Genomic DNA, 23,361 nt, shown 5'->3' on the forward strand with positions numbered 1-23,361 from the left:
TAACTCCTTTCTATATAGGATTGATCGTTACTTCCCGAGTAATTTGTGCATATGCAGCAACATTCAAGTTAACTTGATCTCGGATATCATCAATTTGCATTGGGTGAATCGTGATTTCAGTTCCTACGTTCATGTATGCCGGGACATAAACTTTTGTTTTCACACGTCGTGCAATTGACAATTTCATGTTAAGTGGAATTAAACGATCTAGTGTGTAGTCAATTTCTCGACTAATTGACTGTTCGGTTGCATCAAATACAAAAAGCGTTTCACACTTTTCTACATCAAGATGCTCTTCAAATCCATCACTCACCAAGGTCCTCAAGATCTCATGCACCCTACGTTGAGTGATTGGCATTCTTGAGGATTGCCTTGCGATAAGTCGCCTTCGTCTAAAGTCTAACGTTTCAGTTGATGAATCCGCGCGAATGTCATATCCTTGCTCGCGAATCCGAATATACCTTTCGCTTGAAGTCTCAATGAATTGCTCATTTTCAACCCGTTTTTTTGCTATCTCAATCATTTCTAGTTCATTCGATACGCTTTCGGTTAAGGCTTTCGCTTCAATCAATTCATGATAGATAGGAGGGAGATTTCGCATTACACGATTACTCACTGAGAGTCACCACCCCGAGAACCGGAATCTGATCGCGAGTTAAAATTAAATTCGAGTCGATTCCATTAATCGTCGATTCTGTAATATCTGCTATTCCAGAAATATTGATTGCGCTTGCTTCAATTTGAAGTTTACGAACAACCAAGATGTCATTCTCGCTCCACTTCTTACGTAAAGAAAGAAGATATTCTTCACAGATCGCTTCGACTTCTGGTTGGAGTTGTCCAGGAGTTGCATTTGATAAAACGAGCTTCATAGCGATATCTACCACGACCTCTTCAACGCCTTTAACCGTTACTCGGTGCCCATATGGCGCAACTCCTAAGCCTTCGCCGTTATTTGGTATTGGATCTATAATCGTTTGAGTTTCATTGATAAGAGTGGGAGTTGGTACACTGAAATCAGAAGCGATAATTGTGATTCCAACAGTTCCTCCACCGCTTGGAGCGCGGTATGATTTCACTCCCCCTATTCCATCGATTTTCAATACCTTTTGATAATAATCATCTCGATTTCCGCCATACGGAATCTGTTTACGAGTCAGAAAGAACCTGCTCCTAAATACTTCGGTTTCTTCTTCATTTTCACCAGGAATGAGTAGCTCGGTTAATTCGGCGGTTTGCAGGCCATCAATGTATTCAATTGGAATGAGCGAGCCGAATTGCGTATTGCCGATGATTCCGGATGTTTCGCACTCCATTTCATAAATCCCTGGTGATATTCGTTGTATAGCAACGTAGTTCAGTTCACCAAGCGAGAATCTTGAACCAATTGGAATATCAATATTGAATTCGCCTTTTAACACTGCATAGGTAGCTTCATCGGGAACAATGCCATACTCAGCTGCTCGTTTAATTAGATTCGGTCTTGAAGCTGTTTCCGGGAATGTCTCCAGGATAATGCCATCAAGCGCAATATAGAATTCTTGAAGTTCCTTGGAGGTCATAGCGCTCATATCATAGACAATGGCACCTTCACGTATGTCTATGGATTCACCTTTTTCACGCTTCCATTCCTCGACAAATGCAATCATACGATCTGTAATTGTTTCAAAAGTTTGATGTTCAAACATTATGCAACCAGCACCTCCCTGCTAGCTTCAATGTCGCCGTAAATTGTATGGGCAGTGAACGACACGGACACTTTGTTTTTTCTGTGACTAAACAAAAAAGCATCAACACTTTCGATGCGATCATCGTGTGTTAATGCTTCCGTTATAAGTCGTTTCAGTTCCGAATAGACATATGGAATCGGCTGGCCAAACAGTTTCGCGATCTCAGCTCCATAATTCCAACTGTAGATCAAATACTCATAGCGCTCAGTTGATAAGACTTTATAAATAAACTGTTCGACCGCTTCGCGTTCATCGATATAGCCGATAATACGCTTCTTTTCCAAGTCGATTTTATACGTTCGAGAAGGACTTTGAGCTTCTTCGAAATTAAGTTCTAACCCATCATTTTCAATTTGTTGAGGTATCATTCAACCACCTCTTTATCGATTACAAGATATTGCTGGCCGCCGTGAGCGCGAATCATTGTTACTTTGTCTCCGTCAACTAAACCATTATGAATCAGGAACTTCTTTCGACCTTTATAATCATGGTTATGAGATTCAAATTCTGCATAACCACCGCCACCGGAACGATTTTCCGTTAAGTGATCAACTGTCATATCAACCTCATAATCCATTACTGCACGTGTTAATTTAAGTTGCTCCTGTTCTAGTAGAAGTTTTTGGTCCACACGTATTTTTAATGGGAGTACACTTTCGACGGTACCATAGACAATATCGCAGGGTTTAGAAACCCTTTGAACACCCTTAGCGCTTTTATTAAATGATTGGAGAATATCGACCATATCACGCAACAAAATCACCGCCTATCAGTTTCAAATCGACTCTATGATCCGATTCTTTGAATGTATGCTTGGCCGTTTCAATCATCATGAAGTTAGCTACGGTCAGATCGCCAAGGTACATTTGAACCCCGACAGTAGCACCTCCGCGCATACGTATATCCCCGAAAACTTTGTTGATATTCAGTTTGCGTGTTTTTCGATTATAAAGATTTAGTAAAGCATCTGCTTTCGCCTTACCGTTTTCCTTCTCTTCAACTTTGTCGGTATATTGAAGAACGCCCCACTCGCTCGCCGAAGCACTATCTTGAGCAATGAATATTTCACGAGTTCCCTTCTCCTTATTTTCACGAGTCAGCTTTATTTTGTTATACGTATTTTCATCAATGGAAGTAGTGTACTCGAACGTTTCGCCGCTTTCTTCATCTATCAGAATATCGGTCCGAAGCATCTTGGCGTCCCTAAGATTCAGTGATCCGTAATCATCGTAAAGAACATACATTTTGCCGGTATTTCTTATAGTTTCATCTAAAGCATAATTTATCATTGTGAAGTACTCTTCATTATCCTCAACGCGTGTAGCGATCACGTACTTTGTATCTGCGATAATTCCAAGCTTTAGGTTAGGTTTAGTGTCATTGGCGATCATCTTGAGCAATTGGGCAGCTGTTTTATTTTTGTAGACGTAGGTGTCTTTGTACTTCAAATAACGCAACTGGTCATATGCAGTCACACTGATGATCCGATTGTTGGATCGTTTTTTCGTGAATACGAAACCGAAGAAAATTTTATGTCCATCATAATCGAATCGGACGGCATCCCCTTCATGAAACCCTAGCACTTCATCCTTCACAACGTTGAATGTCAGTTTGCCGGGTGTATTTTTACGATGAGTCTCCCAAACGACACCTTCCTCGACGGCGCATTCAAATATGCGACCACGAGATAAAATGTAAAGCTTTGATTTACTCAAGCTTGATCACCTGCCCAACTTTAATTGCATTTGGATTGGCAATGTTATTAATTTTGGCGAGCTCGGTATATTTTGATCCATCCCCCAACTCCAGTTTGGCAATCGCCCAAAGTGTGTCTCCACTTTTGACCGTTACTGACTTCGGTATTTTTTTACTGGTGGCAGGGCGCTGTTTTTCTACAGTCGCTTTCCTAGTCGCACCGCCGTTCGATGTGCTTGTTTCGATTTTCAATCGTTTTGTACCGTATGGCCTGTCTTGCTTTAAATTAATTGCCACAACAATGTCGAAGCCGTTTTCTGCATCCTCCTGTATCTCATAATCCTCAAGAGATACCGACATATTTGTATCAAACAATAGATCCCCGCTTGGCATCATTCGATTGACGATAAATTGAAATGGTTCTTGACCTACTTTTAACTGCTCCAACTTTTCTAAATAGTGGGTTGCAGGTTGAAATCCATCCGGGTAAGTAGAAAACGGATGCTTGACGTTTGGAAGAAGTACTTCAAACTCAATATCCGTTAGACCAGGCTTTTTCAATACGTTAACTTCTCCCTCATTCATGAGGACAATCGTTTCGTTTTGATTATTAATCCGTGTATTCATTTCAGAAGGTGCAATCGGGAATTGTACACCATCCAGAAAGAAGTTATACATCCCCGTCAGCCCCTTCCGCTACTGTATCGACCGCTTCTTCAAGTTTCTCTGCAAAGCGATCAATAATACCGTCGATGTCCATCTCGTTATTGATGTGATTATCATTCTTCACGTCAATTTTGATATGGCCTGTTGTGTATCGATTGATTACATCTCGTTCTGCTAGATCACGGAGATATTTCAGGTCGTCCGCCGCCATACCTACGCTATCTGCAAGCTTTTTGGTATTGCCTGCGGTCTTTTTACCGGCTTTATTACCATCATCAACCGCATCCAAAAGGCCACCCATGCCATAATCAGTGCCCCCAAGACCGTACCCCTCAAGCGCAGCTTGTAACGCCGAATCCTCCATGGGTGTATCGTAATTTAGGAAACCTTTTGCTTTTTCAACCAAGCCATTTAATGAATCACTGACAACCATGGTTCCGTCGTAACCCCAATCAAAACCGGCATTCCATGCTTCACCGAAATCCATAAAGTCCATTTTTGGAGCTTCCCAATAATCGGCCGGCGCTTCTCCGACCCAATCTCCTAAAGCGCCCTTAATTCCTTGCAAATCACTGGTGATTGATTCTCTATACGAGAACTCTGTTCCTTTTCCCAGTCCGAGGGTCGATGCGACCCCATCTGGAAGAATCTCAATAAATGCGTTCCATGCTTTGATTGCAATATTTACGGCACTGATAATTGCATTCACAAAAGACGTGGCGAATCCATCCCAGCCACGAGCCATTGCAATCGCTTGATCTAATACATTGCTTGCTAGGTTGTAAAACATCTTCTTAACAGAATACACCGGATGCTGCCAGACGTTCACAAAAAATTCAGCTATGGCCGCGAAAATATTCCATAGATTCGCTATAACATTATGAATACGAGCGTATAGCAACATGAACAGCCCGATGATAAAACCGATTACAGTAGCTGTTTGTTCGCCCCACATAATAAGGGCGTACACAATCAGGGCAATGATTGCGATAATTGCAATCAGTACCCAAGTAATCGGGCTTCCTAAATATGCAGCATTAACCACCCATTGAGCAGCCGCCCAGGCAAGCGTTGCCACCCTTATCAACCCTAGGACCGCGTATTTAGCTAAAAGTATAGTGACAATACTTCCTAGCACCACAGCGATTACCATTAAGATTGGCTCGAATATCGACCAATGGCTTTGGAAGAATTGAGCTACATTCGCAATCATGTCTCCAAATGAAATTAACACCGCAATCACGAGGTTAATCCCCATGACGATCACATCGAACGCCTGCATCGCCATTTGTTGTAGATAAATAAAATTAGTTGAGTTTATAAAATCGTTAATACGATGCGAGACGCTCGCCATCTTATCCCCGGCGTAGTTTTCCATCTCAGTCCAAACATTCCCCCACGTCTTAGGCATACTGTCAAACTTGCGGTTAATGTCGTCAGCAGCCGCAAACATGGAGGCTTTTACAATATCGGCAGTCAGCTCTCCTTCTCTGGCCATTTCACGAATGGCCCCAATCGGTACATCTAAATAATTGGCGATGTTTTGAATGATGTTCGGTGCTTGCTCAAAGATTGAGTTAAGCTCATCACCGCGTAATACGCCTGAGCCTAACGCCTGTGTTAATTGCAATGAAGCGTTACTTGCTTCCATTATGCTCGTTCCAGCAATCGAGAATTGCTTTTGCACCAGTTCGGCAAAGTCGACGATTTCAGCGCTACTTTCAAATGCACTTGCTGCGTTATTTCCAAGTTTCGCAACCATTTTAGCAGTGTCATCAAATGGCGAATAGGCATTTTGAGCAGCTTGATAAATCATTTCTTGTAATTCGGCAGTTGTCTGTAAGCCGTCATTCATCATTGAAATTCGTGCAACTGTATTTGCGTATTCATCAGACATACTGGTTATTTTCTCTAAGCCTCTAAACGACACATAAGCACCAACGGCACTCAAAACAGCGCCCCCAAAGCGTTCCATTAGATTTCTACCTTCATTAATGTCATTATTCAATCTGTTTTGAGCTTGTTCAGCTTGCCTAATCTCATCTTCGATTTGATCAAAATTCGCTTCAATTTCTTGTAATTCACGCTGTGCAGTATTTAAAGCTGCTAGGTCTATAGCTTGGCCGGTTGCATCTTCTAACGAGCGGAAGCTATCAATAACAGTAGACATCGCCATGTTCATAGCTCTGAATTGCTGGCTCATCATGTCATTTATCATTATGGATGTGCGTATAGTAGCTATTTTCCTCACCGCCTTTTTAGCAAAACAAAAAAGATACACCGTTTTCGATGTATCTAATCTTCAACCTTATTGATATAATCAATCCACAAATCGATGTTTTCGATATAAGTACCCAATTCTTCGTCCTCTAACTTTCTAACATCATATAGATTAAGCAATATTTGCATCCACGTTTTTCGGCCTCGAAGTTTAATTCTACCAACGTAGATCCTTTTATAAAAAACAGCAATTGCTTTATCACTCTTTCTTTCGAGAACAAAATAATACTTTAGATTCCTCGATTTGGATTTAAGTATCATGTTTCTAATAAAGGTTTCTTCGACTTCTGAAACACTGCAATATTTACTGTCCTCTAACTTCCTAGTAGTGATCCAATAATCGTCAGCTGAAACAATAATTTCGTTAGAAGTACTCTTGAAAAACTTAGAAAAAAATTTCTTAAGCATAATTAAAACAATTCACTGATAAGTGCTTTATAGATTTTTTCATTAACTTCAATTAAAGAACGTTTTCCATCATGAAATTCGATTGCTAATGTATGCGTCCCTTTATTTTTTGCTGAAAGCCCCGCTAAAAGCCCTACGGGACCGAGTAAAGCGCCACCCACTAAACCACGAGCGACACCGCTAACAGCGCTTTTGCGATGTTCTTCCGTTATTACTTCATAGTCTTTAACAGTCTCCTTGTTTAACTCAAAGCTTTTGGTGAACCCAGTGAATAGATGCACTTTTTGTTTACCTAAAAAACTGGTCTTGAGCATTATGTTTTTTGCTTCATAATCTCCGGCAATTACTTGATTTCTTGCCATGCCAATCCCCCCTTTAACCATCAATATACCGAAATAACGGGGGGTATGCTATCTCTTCTTTCCGCGCTTACCCTTTTTGCTATTACGCTTCGCATCTTGCTCCGCCTTCTTGTCAGCCTCGATTTTCGCTTGTATAGATGCGATAACAAAGGCTTTTTCTAGCCGCGGTAAAGCTAGGTACTCTGACGGCAATTTATGCAATTTATGAAGCCAGTAATGGGCTATATTTGCATCCGGATCGCCGTCATCAATTAGTTTTTTGCTTCTTCTACAAGATCGTCCATTCCAACATCAAAGCCGTTAACTTCTTGCGCAATCTTTTTCACTTCCGTCAATTCACCCGGCAACAGCATTTTTTGAAGTAATGCCTCGGCGCCCATCACTCCGTAGGAAGATTGTAGTTCCGCATTGTTCAGATCAGGAAATTTGATGGTTGCTACCGCATTTTTCAATGCGTATTTTTCAAAGTCCGTTTCAGGCATGAACATTCCTTTTTTACCTGGAACCGGCATACGTTTCGTACATGCTTTACGGTTAGCGGTATCCTGTTCGCCATCAATCGCTCCGAACTGCCACGGGATAGGCTTTCCGTTTTCATCCTTAAATCGTTTTGAGACTACACGTTCATCAATCCCTACTTTTTCAATATTTTGTGCAAAGAAAGCTTGTAAGTTACTCATTTAATAACATCCTCTCAAATTTAGGTAATTGGAAAAAGCCCACCGAAGTGAGCCTTGATTAAGATTGCATTGTGTTCAGGATAGAAAAGCGCTCCGGGAATTCAAATCTCTCAAATGTGAAGTCGAAAGAATCCTCCAGGTATTCCGCATCCGCGTCGATTAATGCTACGATACCACCATCCATATTGCAATCTTTCAAGATAGTTGTTTGCCGACCCACAGTCGCGGAAGCATCCTCATTCGTCACCTGGATATCAAAGTAGATGTCCTCGCCTGTTTCTTGGTAACGATAAAGCAGTTCACGGAAAATGGATGTATTGTAATGGAATGTGGCTGATCCAGTACCTTCTCCGCCGGCAGACTTGTTACCCTTTGAAACACGCCCCATAATAGGAATCTGTGATTTCGATTTATCATAACGAGCTTCTAAGTTTATAACATTCGCGAATTTATAGCGATTGCCATCAATTGTGACGAATGCTTCACCTTGAGCGCCGTGAACAGCTTCTCTGGCGTGCATTGTTTCATCCGCGAAAAACTGAAGGTTTAATTTTAATAGCTGCATTTAGTCTACCTCCCTTATGCCACTGTCGTCGTGATATAAAGTTGTGACATCGCCACTGTCGGCTCCACCACTTCATTCACAACAACAGATTTTTTTGAATTACCTTGCGCGACAACAACTTCGTCTGGATCGAAGTTTTGAATTGCTCGTAGACCTTGCAGTTCTCTACGATGAGCAACAATATCTCCCCATAAAGAAACACGCCCGCTTTGGTCGTTTGGAACCTGACCCAAATAGCGCGTGTTGAATAAAGTTGCTGTGTCAATAGCGATCTGATCCAGAACGCGGATGACTTGGTTCATGGAGAAATCCTCGTTTTTGTCAACAGTGAATGACGTAAATGTGTTCACATCTTCCAGAACACGGATTTCCTCGCCCACACGATGGAACACATACTTTCCTGCTTTCAATAGAGCAGTAAGCTGTTGTTGAGTTTTCGTTTCGGTCATATCAAGCGTAAATTCTCCGCCGTAAACTTTGTTGGTGTTCGATTTATTTACCGCAACACCCGCCTGGGCACCGACGCCCCAGTAAACAGCACCAAAGACCTCTTCTCCATCGCCGATTGCATCGTTTTGAACATCAATAACACCTTCGTGATCCACCGCGCCTAATTTGTGTCCAACAAGCTGGAATTTAGCCCCTACACTATCCCGCAGACGCTTTGTATACTCAACGAACAGCGATTTGATTGTCGGTTCGCCAGACAAGCACCCAAGAGTATTAAAGCCATAGGCTTCCAGTGAATCTAGCGCATTCTGATAGGCAGTCCCGGTCAATCCCGTTCCGTTTATGCCACCAGTAAAGTTGGTGCCCGCTGTTAAATCTAATGTTGCTGCATCGTCCCAAATAACAAAGTCGGAATCGATTAATTCAGCAGCAGTCGCAACCGCCAATTGCTCATCAACTAAAGTTGTACCCAGAAATGTTTGGACATCAAATTTGGCAGGCTCGTCGACATTCGCCGAAACTACTACCTTCAAATCGTTTCCTCGAATACCTTTGAACCTCGCTTTTCCAAATGAATTGGCCGCCGCAGCAGCACCTTCTTCTAACCGATAAAAGAAAACTGTGTGGGCATTTTTAAAAACGTCTCGGATCCCTTTCAACTTTTGATGGGTATAATCGTATCCGAAGATTTTCAACGAATCTTTTTGTAAATCCTCGACAGTTACTGTGAATACATCACCGTCAACGCCCCAATCAAGGACCATCGGCAAGCCGACATAACCGCGGTCTGATAGATTCACGAATGCACGTGCCGCGGAAATAAAGTTGTGATAAGTACCCGGAAGTACTTTGTTTTGTGTAAGGAATGTGCCTCCACCTAACGCCATTACTTGCTACCTCCTTTGTAGAATTTCTCTAATATTTGTCCCACTTGATCATGCGTGTACGTCTTGTCATCTTTAAGCAATGCACTCAAAGCATCTCGTCGACCAACATACTTTGCACTTTTTAAAAGTTGGGCTTTCGAAAAGGTTGGCGTTTTGCCATTGATTGCTTTCGCAACCATAATCGCAGTCGCCTTTGATTCTTTCTTAATAGCGTCATTCTTCGCCAACTGTAGCCACCTCGTTTCCGTTTGCATAATGTCTGAGCGATCCCATCAAAGTCTTTGCTTCTACCTCTCGCAAGAAGAAATTGAAATGAATAAAGTTATGCGCATTTCCGTCTACAATTTCGCTGTTCGCCTCGGTGCCAAGCATTACAGAACCGTTTAACAGCGTGATTTCTTTTAGAGCATGTTGCACCTTCAGTGTGTGGTTTGAAGCATCAGCACAACCGCCAGAAGGGAAATACTGCACATTGAATAGCGTGGTGACTTTCCACCGTTTGCCTATCTGACGAATGTTCTCTAAGTTCAAAAAGAGAATCAAAAAAGCAGGAGTTTGAAACCCCTGCGGTACTTCGTCGATATAATTGGTATAGCCATCCCCGAAAGTTCGGTTCAACTTAATGGAGATAGCGGTAATGATGTCGTTAATCTCCATTGAAAGCCTCTCCTAACAACTTCATGAGTTTTCTTTCGATCAATTTTGGAGCTAGCTGTTCTACCTCATCCGCGGATATAGTCATCATGAAACGACCTGGCACCCACCCCTGATGGTTACGTGTGCGGTGACCGTACTCCACGTAAGCTGCATATTCCACCGGGTTTATCACTTCAATTTCATACATATTGCCCTTTTTCTTAACAGTCATTGAATCAGTGAACTTCTTGGCGCCTGCACCGCCGCCGAATGCGGATGTAAGTTCTGCTTCGCGATGACTCTTAGCAGTCCACCCTCTACGCAGAGTACCACCAACAGTGCCGTCACCGTAATCACCTACTGGCGTCCGTTTAATCACTCTGGCTAGGAATCTTGCAGCTATTTCCTTCGCCATATCTTCGCAGAACTTATCAAAATCAGCCTTTTCAAGTTTCTGCATTTTCTTTTGCAAGCGTTCCAGCTGTTTGAAGTTGACCTTACCCCACCTGGCCATTACGCATACCTCTCGAATAGTTCAAGCGTGATATGCTGATGATCCATGCGCGCTTCTGGCGGACTGCTACGAGTGTATTCATTCGTAACTCCATCCTGAGTGACGATGATTTTGCTGCCGGAAGGCACGTCTAATTCAGGAGCGAGCGACAGTTTAATGGTTTGCGAAATAACAGCCGGGCCACCTGTATTTGAAGTAGTGGTTTGCTTTTCGTATGAAAGTTTACAAGGTTCATTTTCGAATCTTGTCACTTCTTTTTCTGTCGTTATATGGGTAACGGGGTCCTTTACCGATTCCCACGTTCTCACAGTGCAGATGCCTCGATACAAGCTCTGTATGGCCTTTCTGCGAGCGTTCACCATGTCATCACCCTGTATTTCACAAAATCAACTTCGTTATGCCGCAAGTAAGCCAACAGGGCGCCGAAATTTGCTTCTGGCGTACTATTCTCACCAACAGCAAATTCGACATCTGTATCGCCATCCTGTACCCGTTTGGTAACAGGGGAGAAATCGATTGTTTCAATCTCCAACTGCCCCATGCCCTTTTTAAGAAACAAGAATTCACCAACAACCATATCGACCGCAATCTCTTTCAAGCCTTCTGGAATTTTTGTAAGGTTCGTTTGGTTATTAATGTGATTCGTAATTTTTTCGATGGTAAATGACAAAATAAGATCGTCAGAATTTGAAGGTTCACCAGACACTGAGACACCTAGTGAAACCAATCGTTTTTTTACATCTTCCAACATGCGAATCACTCGCTTTCGGATGTTTTAGAAGAGCGAGCGGCTTTTTTCGGCTCCTCTAATCGCTCCATAGACGATTCATCGAAGTACTTATCATCAATTGTCAATTCATCACCAACCAAAAAGCGCTCTCCCTTGTAACGAATGGGGAAAGCGCCGTCTTTCACTTTTACTTTAATGTTTGCCACTTATTACAACCTCCTTATGCAATCGGCTGTGCTTGGAATACGTTGTTCGCTTCAGGGAAAGAAGGGATTGCTGTAGCTGCCGCCTTCGTCCAAGTTGATACCGGATCCAGACCTTCCTCATAAACCATCGCAATCACCTTATCGATGTTTTTCACTTGTTCATTGCCTTCACGAACCATGCGAGATTCTTCGGGAGTTGGTCCGTAAAGCGTTTCGCCAAGAGTGCCCGCACCAAACATAACGAATTTATTTTCACCAAAGTAACGTTCTGTTGTATAGGTTCCATCAGCATTTTGACGACGGAATTTCGAATCATACACCGCGATTTGTGGCAGGTCGTGTTGAAGTAAAAACGCGTTTAGATCCGCACGAGTTGGGATGCGGCCTGAATCTCTCCCGTAAAGATATCCGATGATTTTACTGTTACGAAGGATTTGAGTTAATACTTTTGTAGACGTTAAAGCACGAGTTGCCTTTTCATCCAGGGAATCTTGCCAACGCTCCATATCACCGATAATATCCGCGTTGGCCGAAGTCCACAAATCGTCACCCGCTAACGATTCTTGGTGCTCACTAGGTACGTGGTAATTCACGGACATGTTTAATCCGTTTTCATTCAGCGTAACTTTGCCAGTTGACAAAACTTCCATTCGCATTAGCTCGACACGAGCCTTGACCCCTTGCACTAACGTATCGATATCATTAAATACACGACCTGTTAAGTATCGCTCCTCTTGTGGAGTACGTGGGAATTGCAATGCAATTAAATCTTTCTCTGTAATTTGCATTTTACGTTTAATGTAAGCTGCCTCTAGCGCTTGTTTCGCCGCTTCTCGGGATCCAATTTCCGCTTCTGTATCAAAAGCATGTACAGACGCCACGACTGGCAGGGAGCTCGCTCCTACTAGATACTCGAAATCTAAAGTGTCGTGTTTCACTTCGGGGAATAACGTTTCTCCTAACAAAGGCTTGTATTGGCGTTCTTTCAAATAATTTAGCACCGTCTTGGAATCAAATAGTTCTAATACATCTGGCATAATTTCATTTCCTCCTGTCAAATAATTATCGGAATGTGATCTTTGTTAATGCGGTTTTTGCATCTTCAGCAGGCGCAACCGGCAGTCGTTCTTCGAGTACATAAGCTTCCACGATCAGTGAACCTGGTTGCGGCCCTTCCGTCACGTCTACATCCGTGTAAAGAATACCTTCAGCGGTTGCATCATTCGCCGGAAGGATAGTACCTGCTTTCACGATTTTTTGACCATTCGAATCTGCCGCAACTCCAGCGTCGCTCACTTGATAAGTGAACGCCTGGACTTTGGATGATGCTAAAAAGTTAATGCGTTCAAATGATTCAACTTGTTTTACATATGGCATATCAGTTTCCTCCTTGTGTTATCCCCATGGGTTATTATCATTGCTTGGCGCAGTTCCGCGGTCGTTTAGCATTTTCGCAAAGTCAGCACCGATGTTCGCCGAGCCTTCGCCGCTGTTTGGATTTTCAGCGGGTTTCGTACCTTTGATGTTGGACTTCGTTTCCTTTTCAGGCACAAACAAAAAGGACTTCGATTCCTGCAGCGTTTTCAGCTGTTCATCAAGTCCTTTGGTGACGTTTCCGTCCGCATCCAATTCGATTGTCTTACTGTCAATGAGGGAAGCGACAAGATCCGCATCATGAACTTTACCAGCCAAGGCGAGTTTTACTGCACCGGAAAGTTGTGTTTCCTTCAGCTTGGCTTCATAATCCTTCTTTGTCGTTTCATTGGCATCCTGAAGCTCGTCAATCTTTGCCTGCAACCCTTTGGCATCGACCTTTTTTAATTCTTCCAGTTGCCCGTCCCGATCCTTGAGCTGGTCCTTCAAGTCTTTGACTTCATCAATCTTTTCGTCCAATCGACTTTTAGGAATCATTTGACCGAAACCGGCCACAACTTTATCGGCTTGCTCTTCGGACAGGCCAAGAGCGATTAATTGTTCTTTGTTCAATTCATTTTCCTCCTAATTCGTTTTTTACGTGTAACGACACGTTAGGTATTTGCTTTGAATCTTTTACGTCTGCAAATGCTAAAAAGACGAGGATAAATCTGCCATTACTCAAATATTGGTCGTGTCTTCACAATCTCCAAGGCCTGCTCTAGTGTGAAGCCTTCTGCTACTAAGCTATCGAACTTAGCTTTCAAAGCTTTGGCTTGGGGTGGAAACAATTCCAACGCATACGGCAAGACTTCTTTCATTGTGTCAACTGCCACTTGATACTCATTTCTGGTATCTAGCTGTTTAATTTTTCCACCCTGTACAGTTCTCATTCTCTATCACTCCTGTCGCGTCATACAGCTACATAACCGAGTAGCAAACGGAGATGTTGGATCACCTTACCTTTCTGCCATACCGGCTTTCCGTGATTTCTTCCTAATGCTTTTCATGATTTGTTGCTTTTCGAATGAATTAATAACCAAATTTGAAATAAACAGTTTAGCTAATTCCTCATCTGTTACCTCAATACCATCAAGTTTTGCGATTTCAAGAAACCTTTTCTTGAATTCTTCAAAGTCCATATTTACACACCACGCTTTCATACTTGTTCGATATAAACCACCGAATCAAACGGCGCCGAGAATAAAACTGCTCCTGTTGCATCTCGGAAAACATAGACTCTCTCATCATAAGTAGTTAAGGTGTGCACACCTAAAATTCTTCTATTAGTGACCATTTCGCCATTTGCTACAACGATTAAGTAATTCACGCAACAAACCTCTCTTTCCATTCCGGATATTTAATATTGCTAGGAATGTAATAGACCTTACCGTCGCGGCCCCGGGCAATACGTTGACTATAATCATCTTCAAACCAAGGGGCCGTCGTGGTCCTACATCTTGGATGAAACGGATTCGCGGTCACACCAGGTTGATAATCACTCATTTTGAACACTTTACCGTCCATCGATTGGCAAATATCAGAGGTCTTACTGTCCAATGTCGCAACGATCTCATACCTATCAACATCCAACTCTTTAAAGACATCCCTTTGTGAAGCAGCACTAAAAAACGCTTGCTCAGTTTGAACTAGTCGAGCAGCGTTAGATCGGGAGGTATTCATTTTCTTTTGAATGACAGAAATTAACCGTTGCGGACCTTCGCCACGAGCGAATGCCTGCGTCATTTCGGTGTGCAATGTATTGATGAGCAAATTTCTGTCGCGCCATATCTTGGCGCTGAATGTTGTATTATCGACAGTCCACGGTTTGCTGATGACCTTTGTGAGCACATCCTCATTCAGCGCTTGTAAGGTGAATCCGACTTCAAATGCTTTCTGAATCTCAAAAGCCGTATGATAATACTGGTCTTGATAAATCTCTTTCATCAAGCGCTCAAAACCCTCTATTTGCCCACCATACAGTTTTTCGACATGCTGTTGAAGTTGTAGTCGCAAACTCTCCAAACGGCTAATGTGGACGCGGGAGGAGGCGTTTTCAAGTTGCTTCATCCATTGCTGATTGATTGCGTTCCTTTTGCCATACTCAATGTATTCTTCGACCGTCCATCGAAACTCTCTCAATTCCTCAGATTTCAGTAGCCGTTTAGCTTCATCCAGCGTGATTTCATTGTTTTTGGCAAAACGGCTATACCACTTAGCGATATCCGCTTCAATTGCACCCATAGTTTGAATGTATGCTTTTTCGAGGTCTTTGTAATAGCTAACGGCCTTGCGATTCTGAGCATCTTCCAGCATTTCAAAGCGCTTGCGCCAGTATTCCCTACTCCTGGCCATCCGCTCCACCGCCATTCAATTGGTTGAAGTGGGTGTCGTAGTTGTCCATGAGATCCATCTGTTTGCGCTGTTCAGCTTCAAGTCGTTTCATTTCAAGGCGAACATCTTTGATATATGGATGTTGAGCAATTCGAGTTTCATCAGATAGGTACCCTGATTTTTCAAGACCTTCAATCACCTCAGTCTCATTAATCAATACATCACGATTGAAAATGATGTTCACATTCTCGTTCTCAAAGTCACCCACTCCTTTATTCGCCAGGTCTTGATTGACGAACCATAACAATTCTTCAAACGCCGCTTGATACTCGGTTTCAATCATGTTGGCATCTAGGTCGATATCCAAATACATCGACTGGATATTCATCTGGTTCGGGTTATTGCTCATGCGATCATCTTTGGAATCGTAGCCACGGCCATTTTCAATAATCGCCTTTTTAAACAGCGTCAGGATGGACTCATAGTTATCCTTATTGACCGTCACTTCGAGCGTCCGAACATCACCGCGGGAACCCTCTGTCGATCGTACTTTCACCGCTCCATATTGAGACAGGTTGCGCCGAAACTCCCCGAGGTTCTGGCCGTCATAGTTTTCGAGAACGATGATCGTGTTATGCGTATCCTCATCCATATGATTCTCGAAGTTTGAAAGAACCTTATTGTACGCATCTTGCAAGTTTTTCACGCGCTGGATCAATGGAATCGATTTGTGATTATATTTAAACGGGATCAACGGCAGTCGCTGCCAGTTTCTAAACTCAACGTCTATGCCTTCATCAGATTCCGTTTCAATCGTGAGATAGCTAGATTGTTCGACTGCGCCTGATTTCAAACGGCCGTGCTCGTAGATATAATGCTTAATGCCGTTGGTGGTGTAATGATCCACTTTCGTGACTTCGATTTCACGATCACCGTCATAATCAATAACCATGTATATACGCAATGCAGAACCTAAATAGGTCTGATCAGCATCAAGCCAGAAAGGCAAAATCTCATAACCTGGGAACCTTTTAAATTGCAATTCTCCATGCTCATCATAATAAGGGTGCAAATAAGTGATTCCGTGATTAAGAGAAGCTTCGCCGGTATTTCTAAGTAATCTATGGAAACGCTTGTTAAGCACCAGCTTCAACGCTTCCTCATATGCTTCGTTTTCCGTTTCGATTGTCAATGGCTTTGCGAGTAAATAGTTCACCTTTTGGTCAACAAGCGAAGCGTATTGATTATCGACACGCTTATTGTTCGGAAGGTTTGGGGCTTCTTGCAATCTTCCACCTTCGCCGATGACCAGTCGCTTTCTTTGAAGGATATCGTGCTCGCCTTCATAATATCTTTCTCCAGTAAGCATCATATTACGTTTTTCGGATTTGATAAATTTCGCAATTTCCTTCTCTAATCTATTTAATTCAAATTGTTTTGCCTGGTTTCCATTAGCAATCACTTGATTCAGTTTGTCCGTTTCCGTGACCGCGCCTTGGTACGGGAAATAAGCTGCCTTCATGTTCTCACCTCTCTTAGTCGAAGCTGAATAGATCACCTTTCAAATCTTCTAATGCGTAGCGCATTGCATCCATCAAATGGTTGAAGTCGTCTATCGGCCTGTTCAATTTCTTGCCGAACTTGTCCTCATCCCATGTGTAGTTAGTAATCTCCGTCAAAAAGTTAACGCAAGATGGATGGATGATGATTTTGTAGTCTTGGATTGTTTGAATTCCATTGTTTATGCTGTCCTTACCCTTACGAGCTTTCATGATGCTTTTTAAGCCCAATTCATACAAATCATCAATTGATTTGGGTTCAGCACTATCTGCCCGTATACGCTCTTTGGCATAACCTAGTTGAGAAACTTCTTCGTAAATCATTCGGTTAGTTAATGCGTGTTTGTATAGTTCGTCAAACACATAAATTTCTTTAACTTCCTCGTCGACTGCGCCTGCAAAAAATGCAGTGGGGTCATTTGTATAACCAAAGTCGAGCCCGAAGAAGGTTTTCATGCGCTTTCGTTCTTGAAGCAATTTCTTAATATCGAAATTTCGTTCTTCCCAGTTTTCAAATACTAAACCGTCAACAATTCCCCAGTTACCTAGGCCAGCTACCTGATAACGTCTTGGATTATCTCGCTTCATGCGATCAAACACTCGCTTGTCGGCATCGTCCAGGAACTCATTGCACAAGTAATTCGTTGTCTTCGCTAAGATGTCCGGGTCATTTTCGGCATCAAAAAAACGCCTCTTAATCCAATGGCGTTCGTTCCATGGGTTGAGCGTTAAAGTGATTTGTTTGAATAAACCTTCAGGTGCAGCACCACGGATAGATTCATCCAACATATTAAAGTCATCTTCATTCAGGACCTCATAAGCTTCCTCGATCCACATCCAACATAGTACGCCCTTATCAACCGTAATTGATGTAACTTTCAACGGATCATCAAGACCACGAAAGTAAATCTTTTGGCCAGTTGGTTTGTAAGTCATTTCAAGTGGCGATTCTTTTATTGCCCATTCATCATCGACCTGCAACTGATGGATCGCCCACTTCAGTTCAGCGAAACATGAATCTTTTAATGTTCGGTATGTCTTGCGAATGATTAATAAGTTCGCTTGTGGGTACTTCATGAGGTTCTTTATATAATAAATTGCGGTTGTTTTTGATTTCTTGGAAGCACGTGAGCCTTTGCAAATTCGATAACGACCTTTGAAATTCCAGTAATCAGCGTATCCTTTACCTATCACCTTCTGCATTGAAAGGCGAATATCTTTACTCATGCACATCATCCTCGATAATCACACGCACCGTGTCTGATTTACCGCTTGTTATTTTGCCAACCTCTGCTTCGGTTTTAGCAATATCGGCTTTCAACTTCTCTTCCTGCAGGCGCTTCTTGTCGTTGTCGGAAAGAAGATCCGTAAACTTCGCCAGCATATCCAATGCTTTCATTTTGTCTGCTAGTTTAACGGATACTCCATCTTTACCTTGTTTGACCTCGGTGATGATAGTGCCGTCTATTTCTAAGGATTCTTTGAAGTCAACATAGTTCACTTCTTGCATGAGCTGTTCATCGTTCTCATCAAGCACCGGGCCATACATGCCGATAACCGGAACTTCTTTTCTGCCAAATGACGCAAAGTCTGTGATGTCAGCGAAAGCAATATCGATGTACTTCTGCAGAATGTCATCAGCGCTTAGCCTTTTCTCGTTTAATTTCTCGGTTCGCATCCTGTCAATTTCAGCAGAAATCTTAGGGTTTCTTAGGGTACGATGTCCTTCCACCATTGCCGTCGTATATGCACACTCATAAGCTTTCTGGTAAGCCTTGGTCGCATTGAAGTATTTAATGTAGTAAATACAAAAAAGCCGTTGCTTATCAGTCAGATCATCCGACTCAACAACAGGCTCAAATTGTTCTCTTTTTGGTTGCATCCTTTTCGTAGGGGTTGCAACCTTTTGTGTTTTGGTTGCATCCTTTTTAGGTGCTCCCCTCGACCACTTATCACGGCTCTTTCTGCTCTTCAATGTTCCAAGCTTCACGTTATACTTCTCTGCTAATGCAGTAAGGGTTATCTTTGTTGTTTCCCATTCTCTCTGAATCTCTTCCCAATTCGGCACTTCACATCACCGCCGCCCCCTTTGATTTTTAGGCATAGAAAAAGCACCCCGAATAGAGTGCTTGGAATTGATTAGTAATATTTGAAGTCCCTCTCTAAAGTTTCAACTTTTTTATTTATTCTTTGTATGATTTCGTTTATATCTTTTATGTTTTCAGGTATCTTTTTGAACGCGTACTTTTTATTATATTCGTCCGTCCCCTTTGCTTGTTCGAAGTTAAGAAGCAGCCAACCATACTCATATATTAAGTTTCGTGCCTCTTGATAAATATTTATATCCAATCCAGATATCGAGTTGATTAAATCTTCACCCTCGTCAAGGTATCTTTTATAGCTTTCTAAAAATTTGATATCAGTATCTTCAATATATCGAGCCAGTTTTCCTATATCTTCAACCCAAGCAACAAATTTATCCAATTGTCTTTTGTGAGAAATGTATCTTAAATATAAGGAATATTTCCTTTCATGATTAATTCCAATATATACTCCACCCAATGTCAAGACTCCTGAAACAATGCCACCAAAATACGATCCCCAAAATCCTAACCAAGAATTAAACTCGCCAGATGTCCCTTCAAAAATAGCTTTAGTTGCTAATAAATTAACAAGTATCGGGATAACGGAAATCAAAAGTATACCTAAACCAATAACAAATGCTGTGAATTTATGTTTTTTTATTTGTTGCATCGATATCGCTCCTTCCATCGACATACTTCGCCAAGAAAGGTGAAAATTCCTCTTTATGTAAGAGCGCCCAAAGAATATACATAACACAACACATTGCGGCGTGTTTCCGCACGCGGTCAATATGGTTTCTTCGGGCGCAAAGAGGGGAGACATCACGCACTTTGTGGGGCGTAGGACAAGGGGGATTCCCCGCACTACCCGCCTCCCCGACCTGCCTTCCATGGTATCATCTGGAATATACCTTCGTCACTTCTGCGACGTATCCGACATTTGCGACATCTTCCGCACTACAGTATCCTTAATTCGGCCAATATGCCGATCAGAAAGCCCCATATGCAATCCGATCCACCTCATGCTTTTTCCTTCTAAAAGCCAGTGTAAAACTTCCACTTCCCGATCAATCGTAATGACGTGCATCCGCTCTTGAACCGACTTGATTTTTAGCTCGTAATCATAGATCTTCTTCCATCGTTTTTCTCGACGGGTGAACTCTTGATAGATTGGATCACTATGACTGCCACTCGCTTTGGGCATAGCTGCCTGTAGTCCGTATTGAGCCGTTAACCCCTCGCCAATATCATTTAATCCCTCACGCATAATTTTCACTGAATTGATCATCCAATGATAATCCTTCAACAGCTGCTCAATCTGCTTTTCAGTCATAATCCAGCCTCCCAATTTATCGTTTTCGAAAAGCCCCGCCCGGCCCACGCCGGTATACGTCACGAGTAACCCCCATCAATTCACGCAGTTCTCGGTCGGTCAGCCGTTCTGGTTGCTTGCCCCCAGTCTTTGTATTCAGTTCGCGTTCCGCCCGTCCTGCGGGATGTAGGAGCCCTTTCTCCTTTAGCTGATCTTGCAACGTCCTCATTCCCTCGCCCCTCTCGAATAAAAAAGGACACCAAACCATTTTGTTGAACCCAACAAAATGATCTAGCGCCCTCGGTTGTTCCGATAAGCCTATTAAAATTTCACCGATTCCTCGATAGTTCCGTTGCAAGGTTTGCCACCCTGCCAATTGATGACTTGCTTCCCGTAGCCCGCCGGAGGACTTGGTATCGGTAAAAGCTTCCCGTCTTTTACGATGTATGTCCCGTTTTTTCTCAAATCAACCACCGCTGTTTTCTCCACCCGGACCCCTCCTATGGTATGATGTATGTGTGTAGAGACAGGAGGAGCCTGTCTTTTTTTTATTGAATACTTCTCAAACGCTATACCCAATCGCCTTCATCATCTTTTCATTGTCCGCAATATAAGCCCGCTTGAACTCCCCAAACCCATCAAACAGAAACGCCTCATAATCGACTCCAAAGAAATCACAATACCGAATGACATCTTCTAAATCCGCCTGAACAGCACCCGTTTCCAGGTCGGCTATATGATCCATGCGGAATCTTAACTCGGCTGATAACTCCCGGATGCTCAGACCGTCGTATTTCCGAAGGAATGTCACTTTGTTCGCGATTGAAATAATTTTACGATTGCTCATGATTCCACCTCTTTCAGTTGATCCGTTAACAGCAAGAATTGCTCTTCATCTCCTGCGTCCAGAGCCATGTCGATTCGAAGTTGGAGCATGTCCATGTCAGTGATCCGCGTTTGGATTTTCGGATTATATTCCAAATCGAAGTAGGAAACTTTTTGATAACCGAATGCCCGGTAAACCTCTATATGCTGAGCGTGCATCGCCGCGAAAAAAGCGTCTCTCATCATTCTTCGAACAATCTCCTCACTCATTCCCTTCACTCCTCCATCCCTTTTTACTTCCCTTCTCATGCGCTTGCTCCGCTCCTTTTTCTTAACCCTTCCCCTTTCTGAAATTGTTTGATAACTTGTCCAAAAGGGGGTAATATCATGTATTCGACTAAGGAAATTGTCCGGCTGTACCATGAAGAAAAAATGTCTGGGCCGCAAATCGCTAAAATGTTAGGTTGCTCGACTAGCCTTGTCTATTACAGGCTTAACAGTGATCCACGCCCGATGCGCACTCGCGAAGAGGCAGGTTGGCTACAGACCATCAAATCGTTTTACGGTTTCATTCCAAGTAGATTCAAAGACTGAGCCGCTGCATGCGGCTCCGGCGCTTAATCTTCGTAATGTGCATCACTCTTTAAAGCGAACCATCCTCGTATTCTTGTTCATACCCACATTTCGGACAGATAGTTATTCCTCTAAATCTGTAATCTGTTCCATCCATTGTGCTTGATGTCCAAGTTTCTAATAATTTAAAACGCTCCCCTGAGTCATCTTCAGATAGTTCAACTGGACAACCTTCTTCAGAACCGCAGTGATAACACTGACCGCCACTAATGGCGTAGCCTGCTGTTGTTTTCCCTATTGCATGGATAACTCTTGCTGGCAATGGATAAGATTGTCTCCAACCTCCAGTCCAATCACAGAAGTGTCTCCACGCATCGTAATTGAGCCACTTAAAAAACTTAAATACTGTTTTGTACAATACCCACCAATGTACATTTGTTAGTCGCCATCTGTCCCATTCCTTCTTAGGTAATACACATAAAGTGGTATTACATATCATTTTCCAGAAGAACCACCTTGTAGGACGAATAATAATCCATCCATATATTCTGAACAAAGTCGATTCCAACCCAATCACCTTCCTTTATGTCGCTTTTTGTGTCTGATGTGACGCGTCACTTGCTCAATCGCCCCATTGCATAGCCGGATATCATCAGCAGCACGCCAGCAACGATTACCGCGGCTGCTTCGGGAATTGTGATAATTGTTATTTCGTCACCCCCACATGTTTTAAGTAATGCAGCACATACCCCTTCTCGCTCTCCACCTGATCGCAATGCAAATGAAACTCAGTGTATGGGATGGATTTTCTACCATCCCCGACATAGCCCTTCCAAGCCTCCTGCAGCCGCTCAAACGACAGGACGTATACTTCATGCCTTTTCGTAAAATACACAAGCAGGAACGCGCGTGCGCCTTTCTGGTGCCACGATTCTAGCAAGCTATACTGGTGTCTCGATACGTTGGAGAGCGGGAAACGGGTTGTCTCCCTGGTCTCCTTGGCGTCGAAGATGATGGTCCGGCCGTTATGGATGCCAACGTAATCGACCCACTCACCTTTTTGGGTGTAACCCGTGACTTGGTTGCCCTGCTGCCCCATGATTTTCACCGGCGGCGGCACCTTGCGCACATCTGCAACGCCCTTATTGCGATATTGCTGATTCGTCATGTCAATCATCCGTTCCAGGCCGGAGCCTCGGTTAGCGTGGGACCGACTATAGGCTTTTCTCATACACTGATCCGCTCCTGGTACGCCATCTCTTCATCAATCGTGACCTGTAATTTTAGAAACTCCGCTTCCGCCTCATCGTGCTTTTTCTTACAGACCGGCCCGAACCCAACATCAATGCTCTTTTGTGTTTTCAACTTTCTGTTGCATCGTTTACAAACTCCCATTCAAACCGCCCTCCCCACCGGTATCCCGTTTTTGTTAACTTGCGGCCGATCCTCCCG

37 protein-coding genes are annotated in these 23,361 nt (G+C 43.0%); 1 reads left to right on the forward strand and 36 read right to left on the reverse strand.

Annotated features, from left to right (window positions below):
- Nucleotides 1–10: 10 nt before the first annotated feature.
- From OXB_RS14145 to OXB_RS18915, 33 genes are all read right to left on the reverse strand, one after another.
- Nucleotides 11–616 carry a putative phage tail protein gene (locus tag OXB_RS14145; protein ID WP_041075122.1) on the reverse strand — a complete coding sequence of 202 codons (606 nt, stop codon included), beginning with the start codon at nucleotides 614–616 and terminating at the stop codon, nucleotides 11–13.
- Nucleotides 609–1,688 (reverse strand): baseplate J/gp47 family protein, encoded by a 1,080-nt coding sequence (locus tag OXB_RS14150; protein ID WP_041075123.1) that lies wholly within the window; start codon nucleotides 1,686–1,688, stop codon nucleotides 609–611. Before OXB_RS14150 ends, OXB_RS14145 begins: the two co-directional genes overlap by 8 nt.
- Nucleotides 1,688–2,098, reverse strand: coding sequence for a DUF2634 domain-containing protein (locus tag OXB_RS14155; protein WP_041075124.1), 411 nt, complete (start codon nucleotides 2,096–2,098; stop codon nucleotides 1,688–1,690). The genes OXB_RS14150 and OXB_RS14155 overlap by 1 nt, the downstream gene beginning before the upstream one ends.
- Nucleotides 2,095–2,475, reverse strand: a complete 381-nt coding sequence (locus OXB_RS14160; RefSeq protein WP_041076879.1) for a DUF2577 domain-containing protein — start codon at nucleotides 2,473–2,475, stop codon at nucleotides 2,095–2,097. The genes OXB_RS14155 and OXB_RS14160 overlap by 4 nt, the downstream gene beginning before the upstream one ends.
- 1 nt (nucleotide 2,476) lies before the next feature.
- Complete coding sequence (locus OXB_RS14165) at nucleotides 2,477–3,445, reverse strand: XkdQ/YqbQ family protein (RefSeq protein ID WP_041075125.1); 969 nt, start codon at nucleotides 3,443–3,445, stop codon at nucleotides 2,477–2,479.
- Nucleotides 3,438–4,103: a LysM peptidoglycan-binding domain-containing protein gene (locus OXB_RS14170; protein ID WP_041075126.1), complete on the reverse strand. Its 666-nt coding sequence runs from the start codon at nucleotides 4,101–4,103 to the stop codon at nucleotides 3,438–3,440. Before OXB_RS14170 ends, OXB_RS14165 begins: the two co-directional genes overlap by 8 nt.
- The gene (locus tag OXB_RS14175) at nucleotides 4,096–6,297 is read right to left on the reverse strand and encodes a tape measure protein (RefSeq protein WP_158333723.1); all 2,202 of its coding nucleotides are present in this window, start codon (nucleotides 6,295–6,297) and stop codon (nucleotides 4,096–4,098) included. Before OXB_RS14175 ends, OXB_RS14170 begins: the two co-directional genes overlap by 8 nt.
- Before the next feature lie 484 nt (nucleotides 6,298–6,781).
- The gene (locus OXB_RS14185; RefSeq protein WP_231860319.1) at nucleotides 6,782–7,141 is read right to left on the reverse strand and encodes a hypothetical protein; all 360 of its coding nucleotides are present in this window, start codon (nucleotides 7,139–7,141) and stop codon (nucleotides 6,782–6,784) included.
- A 251-nt stretch (nucleotides 7,142–7,392) separates the two neighbouring features.
- Nucleotides 7,393–7,821 carry a phage tail assembly chaperone gene (locus tag OXB_RS14195; protein WP_041075129.1) on the reverse strand — a complete coding sequence of 143 codons (429 nt, stop codon included), beginning with the start codon at nucleotides 7,819–7,821 and terminating at the stop codon, nucleotides 7,393–7,395.
- A gap of 58 nt (nucleotides 7,822–7,879) precedes the next feature.
- Nucleotides 7,880–8,386, reverse strand: coding sequence for a phage tail tube protein (locus tag OXB_RS14200; protein WP_052484060.1), 507 nt, complete (start codon nucleotides 8,384–8,386; stop codon nucleotides 7,880–7,882).
- A gap of 14 nt (nucleotides 8,387–8,400) precedes the next feature.
- Nucleotides 8,401–9,723: a phage tail sheath C-terminal domain-containing protein gene (locus OXB_RS14205; protein ID WP_041075130.1), complete on the reverse strand. Its 1,323-nt coding sequence runs from the start codon at nucleotides 9,721–9,723 to the stop codon at nucleotides 8,401–8,403.
- On the reverse strand, nucleotides 9,723–9,950 hold the full coding sequence (locus OXB_RS14210) for a hypothetical protein (RefSeq protein ID WP_041075131.1): 228 nt from the start codon (nucleotides 9,948–9,950) through the stop codon (nucleotides 9,723–9,725). The genes OXB_RS14205 and OXB_RS14210 overlap by 1 nt, the downstream gene beginning before the upstream one ends.
- Nucleotides 9,937–10,380, reverse strand: a complete 444-nt coding sequence (locus OXB_RS14215; RefSeq protein ID WP_041075132.1) for a phage tail terminator family protein — start codon at nucleotides 10,378–10,380, stop codon at nucleotides 9,937–9,939. The genes OXB_RS14210 and OXB_RS14215 overlap by 14 nt, the downstream gene beginning before the upstream one ends.
- Nucleotides 10,370–10,873 carry an HK97 gp10 family phage protein gene (locus tag OXB_RS14220; protein ID WP_041075133.1) on the reverse strand — a complete coding sequence of 168 codons (504 nt, stop codon included), beginning with the start codon at nucleotides 10,871–10,873 and terminating at the stop codon, nucleotides 10,370–10,372. Before OXB_RS14220 ends, OXB_RS14215 begins: the two co-directional genes overlap by 11 nt.
- On the reverse strand, nucleotides 10,873–11,181 hold the full coding sequence (locus tag OXB_RS14225; protein ID WP_144399710.1) for a hypothetical protein: 309 nt from the start codon (nucleotides 11,179–11,181) through the stop codon (nucleotides 10,873–10,875). The genes OXB_RS14220 and OXB_RS14225 overlap by 1 nt, the downstream gene beginning before the upstream one ends.
- A gap of 47 nt (nucleotides 11,182–11,228) precedes the next feature.
- Nucleotides 11,229–11,624, reverse strand: a complete 396-nt coding sequence (locus tag OXB_RS14230; protein WP_041075135.1) for a hypothetical protein — start codon at nucleotides 11,622–11,624, stop codon at nucleotides 11,229–11,231.
- A 5-nt stretch (nucleotides 11,625–11,629) separates the two neighbouring features.
- Entirely contained in the window at nucleotides 11,630–11,809 is a 180-nt protein-coding gene (locus OXB_RS14235; RefSeq protein WP_041075136.1) for a hypothetical protein, read from the reverse strand.
- Between the two features lie 14 nt (nucleotides 11,810–11,823).
- On the reverse strand, nucleotides 11,824–12,846 hold the full coding sequence (locus OXB_RS14240; RefSeq protein ID WP_041075137.1) for a major capsid protein: 1,023 nt from the start codon (nucleotides 12,844–12,846) through the stop codon (nucleotides 11,824–11,826).
- A 25-nt stretch (nucleotides 12,847–12,871) separates the two neighbouring features.
- On the reverse strand, nucleotides 12,872–13,186 hold the full coding sequence (locus OXB_RS14245) for a hypothetical protein (RefSeq protein WP_041075138.1): 315 nt from the start codon (nucleotides 13,184–13,186) through the stop codon (nucleotides 12,872–12,874).
- Nucleotides 13,187–13,204: 18 nt separating this feature from the next.
- Nucleotides 13,205–13,795, reverse strand: a complete 591-nt coding sequence (locus tag OXB_RS14250) for a phage scaffolding protein (RefSeq protein ID WP_041075139.1) — start codon at nucleotides 13,793–13,795, stop codon at nucleotides 13,205–13,207.
- A gap of 104 nt (nucleotides 13,796–13,899) precedes the next feature.
- Entirely contained in the window at nucleotides 13,900–14,115 is a 216-nt protein-coding gene (locus OXB_RS14255) for a hypothetical protein (RefSeq protein ID WP_052484061.1), read from the reverse strand.
- Between the two features lie 66 nt (nucleotides 14,116–14,181).
- Nucleotides 14,182–14,364 carry a hypothetical protein gene (locus OXB_RS14260; RefSeq protein ID WP_144399711.1) on the reverse strand — a complete coding sequence of 61 codons (183 nt, stop codon included), beginning with the start codon at nucleotides 14,362–14,364 and terminating at the stop codon, nucleotides 14,182–14,184.
- Between the two features lie 17 nt (nucleotides 14,365–14,381).
- Nucleotides 14,382–14,552: a hypothetical protein gene (locus OXB_RS18910; RefSeq protein WP_158333725.1), complete on the reverse strand. Its 171-nt coding sequence runs from the start codon at nucleotides 14,550–14,552 to the stop codon at nucleotides 14,382–14,384.
- The gene (locus tag OXB_RS14265) at nucleotides 14,549–15,577 is read right to left on the reverse strand and encodes a phage head morphogenesis protein (RefSeq protein ID WP_041075141.1); all 1,029 of its coding nucleotides are present in this window, start codon (nucleotides 15,575–15,577) and stop codon (nucleotides 14,549–14,551) included. The genes OXB_RS18910 and OXB_RS14265 overlap by 4 nt, the downstream gene beginning before the upstream one ends.
- Nucleotides 15,564–17,078 (reverse strand): phage portal protein, encoded by a 1,515-nt coding sequence (locus tag OXB_RS14270; protein WP_070098210.1) that lies wholly within the window; start codon nucleotides 17,076–17,078, stop codon nucleotides 15,564–15,566. The genes OXB_RS14265 and OXB_RS14270 overlap by 14 nt, the downstream gene beginning before the upstream one ends.
- A gap of 13 nt (nucleotides 17,079–17,091) precedes the next feature.
- Nucleotides 17,092–18,342 (reverse strand): PBSX family phage terminase large subunit, encoded by a 1,251-nt coding sequence (locus tag OXB_RS14275; protein WP_144399712.1) that lies wholly within the window; start codon nucleotides 18,340–18,342, stop codon nucleotides 17,092–17,094.
- A complete protein-coding gene (locus tag OXB_RS14280) occupies nucleotides 18,335–19,183 on the reverse strand; it encodes a terminase small subunit (RefSeq protein WP_041075143.1) in 849 nt (282 codons plus the stop codon). The genes OXB_RS14275 and OXB_RS14280 overlap by 8 nt, the downstream gene beginning before the upstream one ends.
- Nucleotides 19,184–19,254: 71 nt before the next feature.
- Nucleotides 19,255–19,869 carry an MFS transporter gene (locus OXB_RS14285; protein ID WP_144399713.1) on the reverse strand — a complete coding sequence of 205 codons (615 nt, stop codon included), beginning with the start codon at nucleotides 19,867–19,869 and terminating at the stop codon, nucleotides 19,255–19,257.
- A gap of 246 nt (nucleotides 19,870–20,115) precedes the next feature.
- On the reverse strand, nucleotides 20,116–20,532 hold the full coding sequence (locus tag OXB_RS14290; protein ID WP_041075145.1) for a hypothetical protein: 417 nt from the start codon (nucleotides 20,530–20,532) through the stop codon (nucleotides 20,116–20,118).
- 16 nt (nucleotides 20,533–20,548) lie between these two features.
- Complete coding sequence (locus tag OXB_RS14295; RefSeq protein WP_041075146.1) at nucleotides 20,549–20,740, reverse strand: hypothetical protein; 192 nt, start codon at nucleotides 20,738–20,740, stop codon at nucleotides 20,549–20,551.
- Between the two features lie 92 nt (nucleotides 20,741–20,832).
- Nucleotides 20,833–21,000, reverse strand: coding sequence for a DUF3954 domain-containing protein (locus OXB_RS18495; protein ID WP_084212487.1), 168 nt, complete (start codon nucleotides 20,998–21,000; stop codon nucleotides 20,833–20,835).
- Nucleotides 21,001–21,073: 73 nt separating this feature from the next.
- Nucleotides 21,074–21,358 carry a helix-turn-helix domain-containing protein gene (locus OXB_RS14300; protein ID WP_041075147.1) on the reverse strand — a complete coding sequence of 95 codons (285 nt, stop codon included), beginning with the start codon at nucleotides 21,356–21,358 and terminating at the stop codon, nucleotides 21,074–21,076.
- Nucleotides 21,355–21,606, reverse strand: a complete 252-nt coding sequence (locus OXB_RS18915) for an IDEAL domain-containing protein (protein ID WP_041075148.1) — start codon at nucleotides 21,604–21,606, stop codon at nucleotides 21,355–21,357. Before OXB_RS18915 ends, OXB_RS14300 begins: the two co-directional genes overlap by 4 nt.
- A 117-nt stretch (nucleotides 21,607–21,723) precedes the next feature.
- Between OXB_RS18915 and OXB_RS18920 the strand changes: the two genes are divergently transcribed.
- Nucleotides 21,724–21,930 (forward strand): sigma-70 family RNA polymerase sigma factor, encoded by a 207-nt coding sequence (locus OXB_RS18920; RefSeq protein WP_041075149.1) that lies wholly within the window; start codon nucleotides 21,724–21,726, stop codon nucleotides 21,928–21,930.
- A gap of 49 nt (nucleotides 21,931–21,979) precedes the next feature.
- Here OXB_RS18920 and OXB_RS18735 read toward each other — a convergent pair whose 3' ends face one another.
- From OXB_RS18735 to OXB_RS19080, 3 genes are all read right to left on the reverse strand, one after another.
- The gene (locus tag OXB_RS18735; protein ID WP_144399715.1) at nucleotides 21,980–22,477 is read right to left on the reverse strand and encodes a hypothetical protein; all 498 of its coding nucleotides are present in this window, start codon (nucleotides 22,475–22,477) and stop codon (nucleotides 21,980–21,982) included.
- A gap of 138 nt (nucleotides 22,478–22,615) precedes the next feature.
- Nucleotides 22,616–23,140, reverse strand: a complete 525-nt coding sequence (locus tag OXB_RS14315) for a Holliday junction resolvase RecU (RefSeq protein WP_041075150.1) — start codon at nucleotides 23,138–23,140, stop codon at nucleotides 22,616–22,618.
- Nucleotides 23,137–23,304 (reverse strand): DUF6011 domain-containing protein, encoded by a 168-nt coding sequence (locus tag OXB_RS19080; protein ID WP_173426020.1) that lies wholly within the window; start codon nucleotides 23,302–23,304, stop codon nucleotides 23,137–23,139. The genes OXB_RS14315 and OXB_RS19080 overlap by 4 nt, the downstream gene beginning before the upstream one ends.
- Nucleotides 23,305–23,361: the final 57 nt, after the last annotated feature.

It is taken from the genome of Bacillus sp. OxB-1, from assembly GCF_000829195.1.
Taxonomy (GTDB): Bacteria; Bacillota; Bacilli; order Bacillales_A; family Planococcaceae; genus Sporosarcina.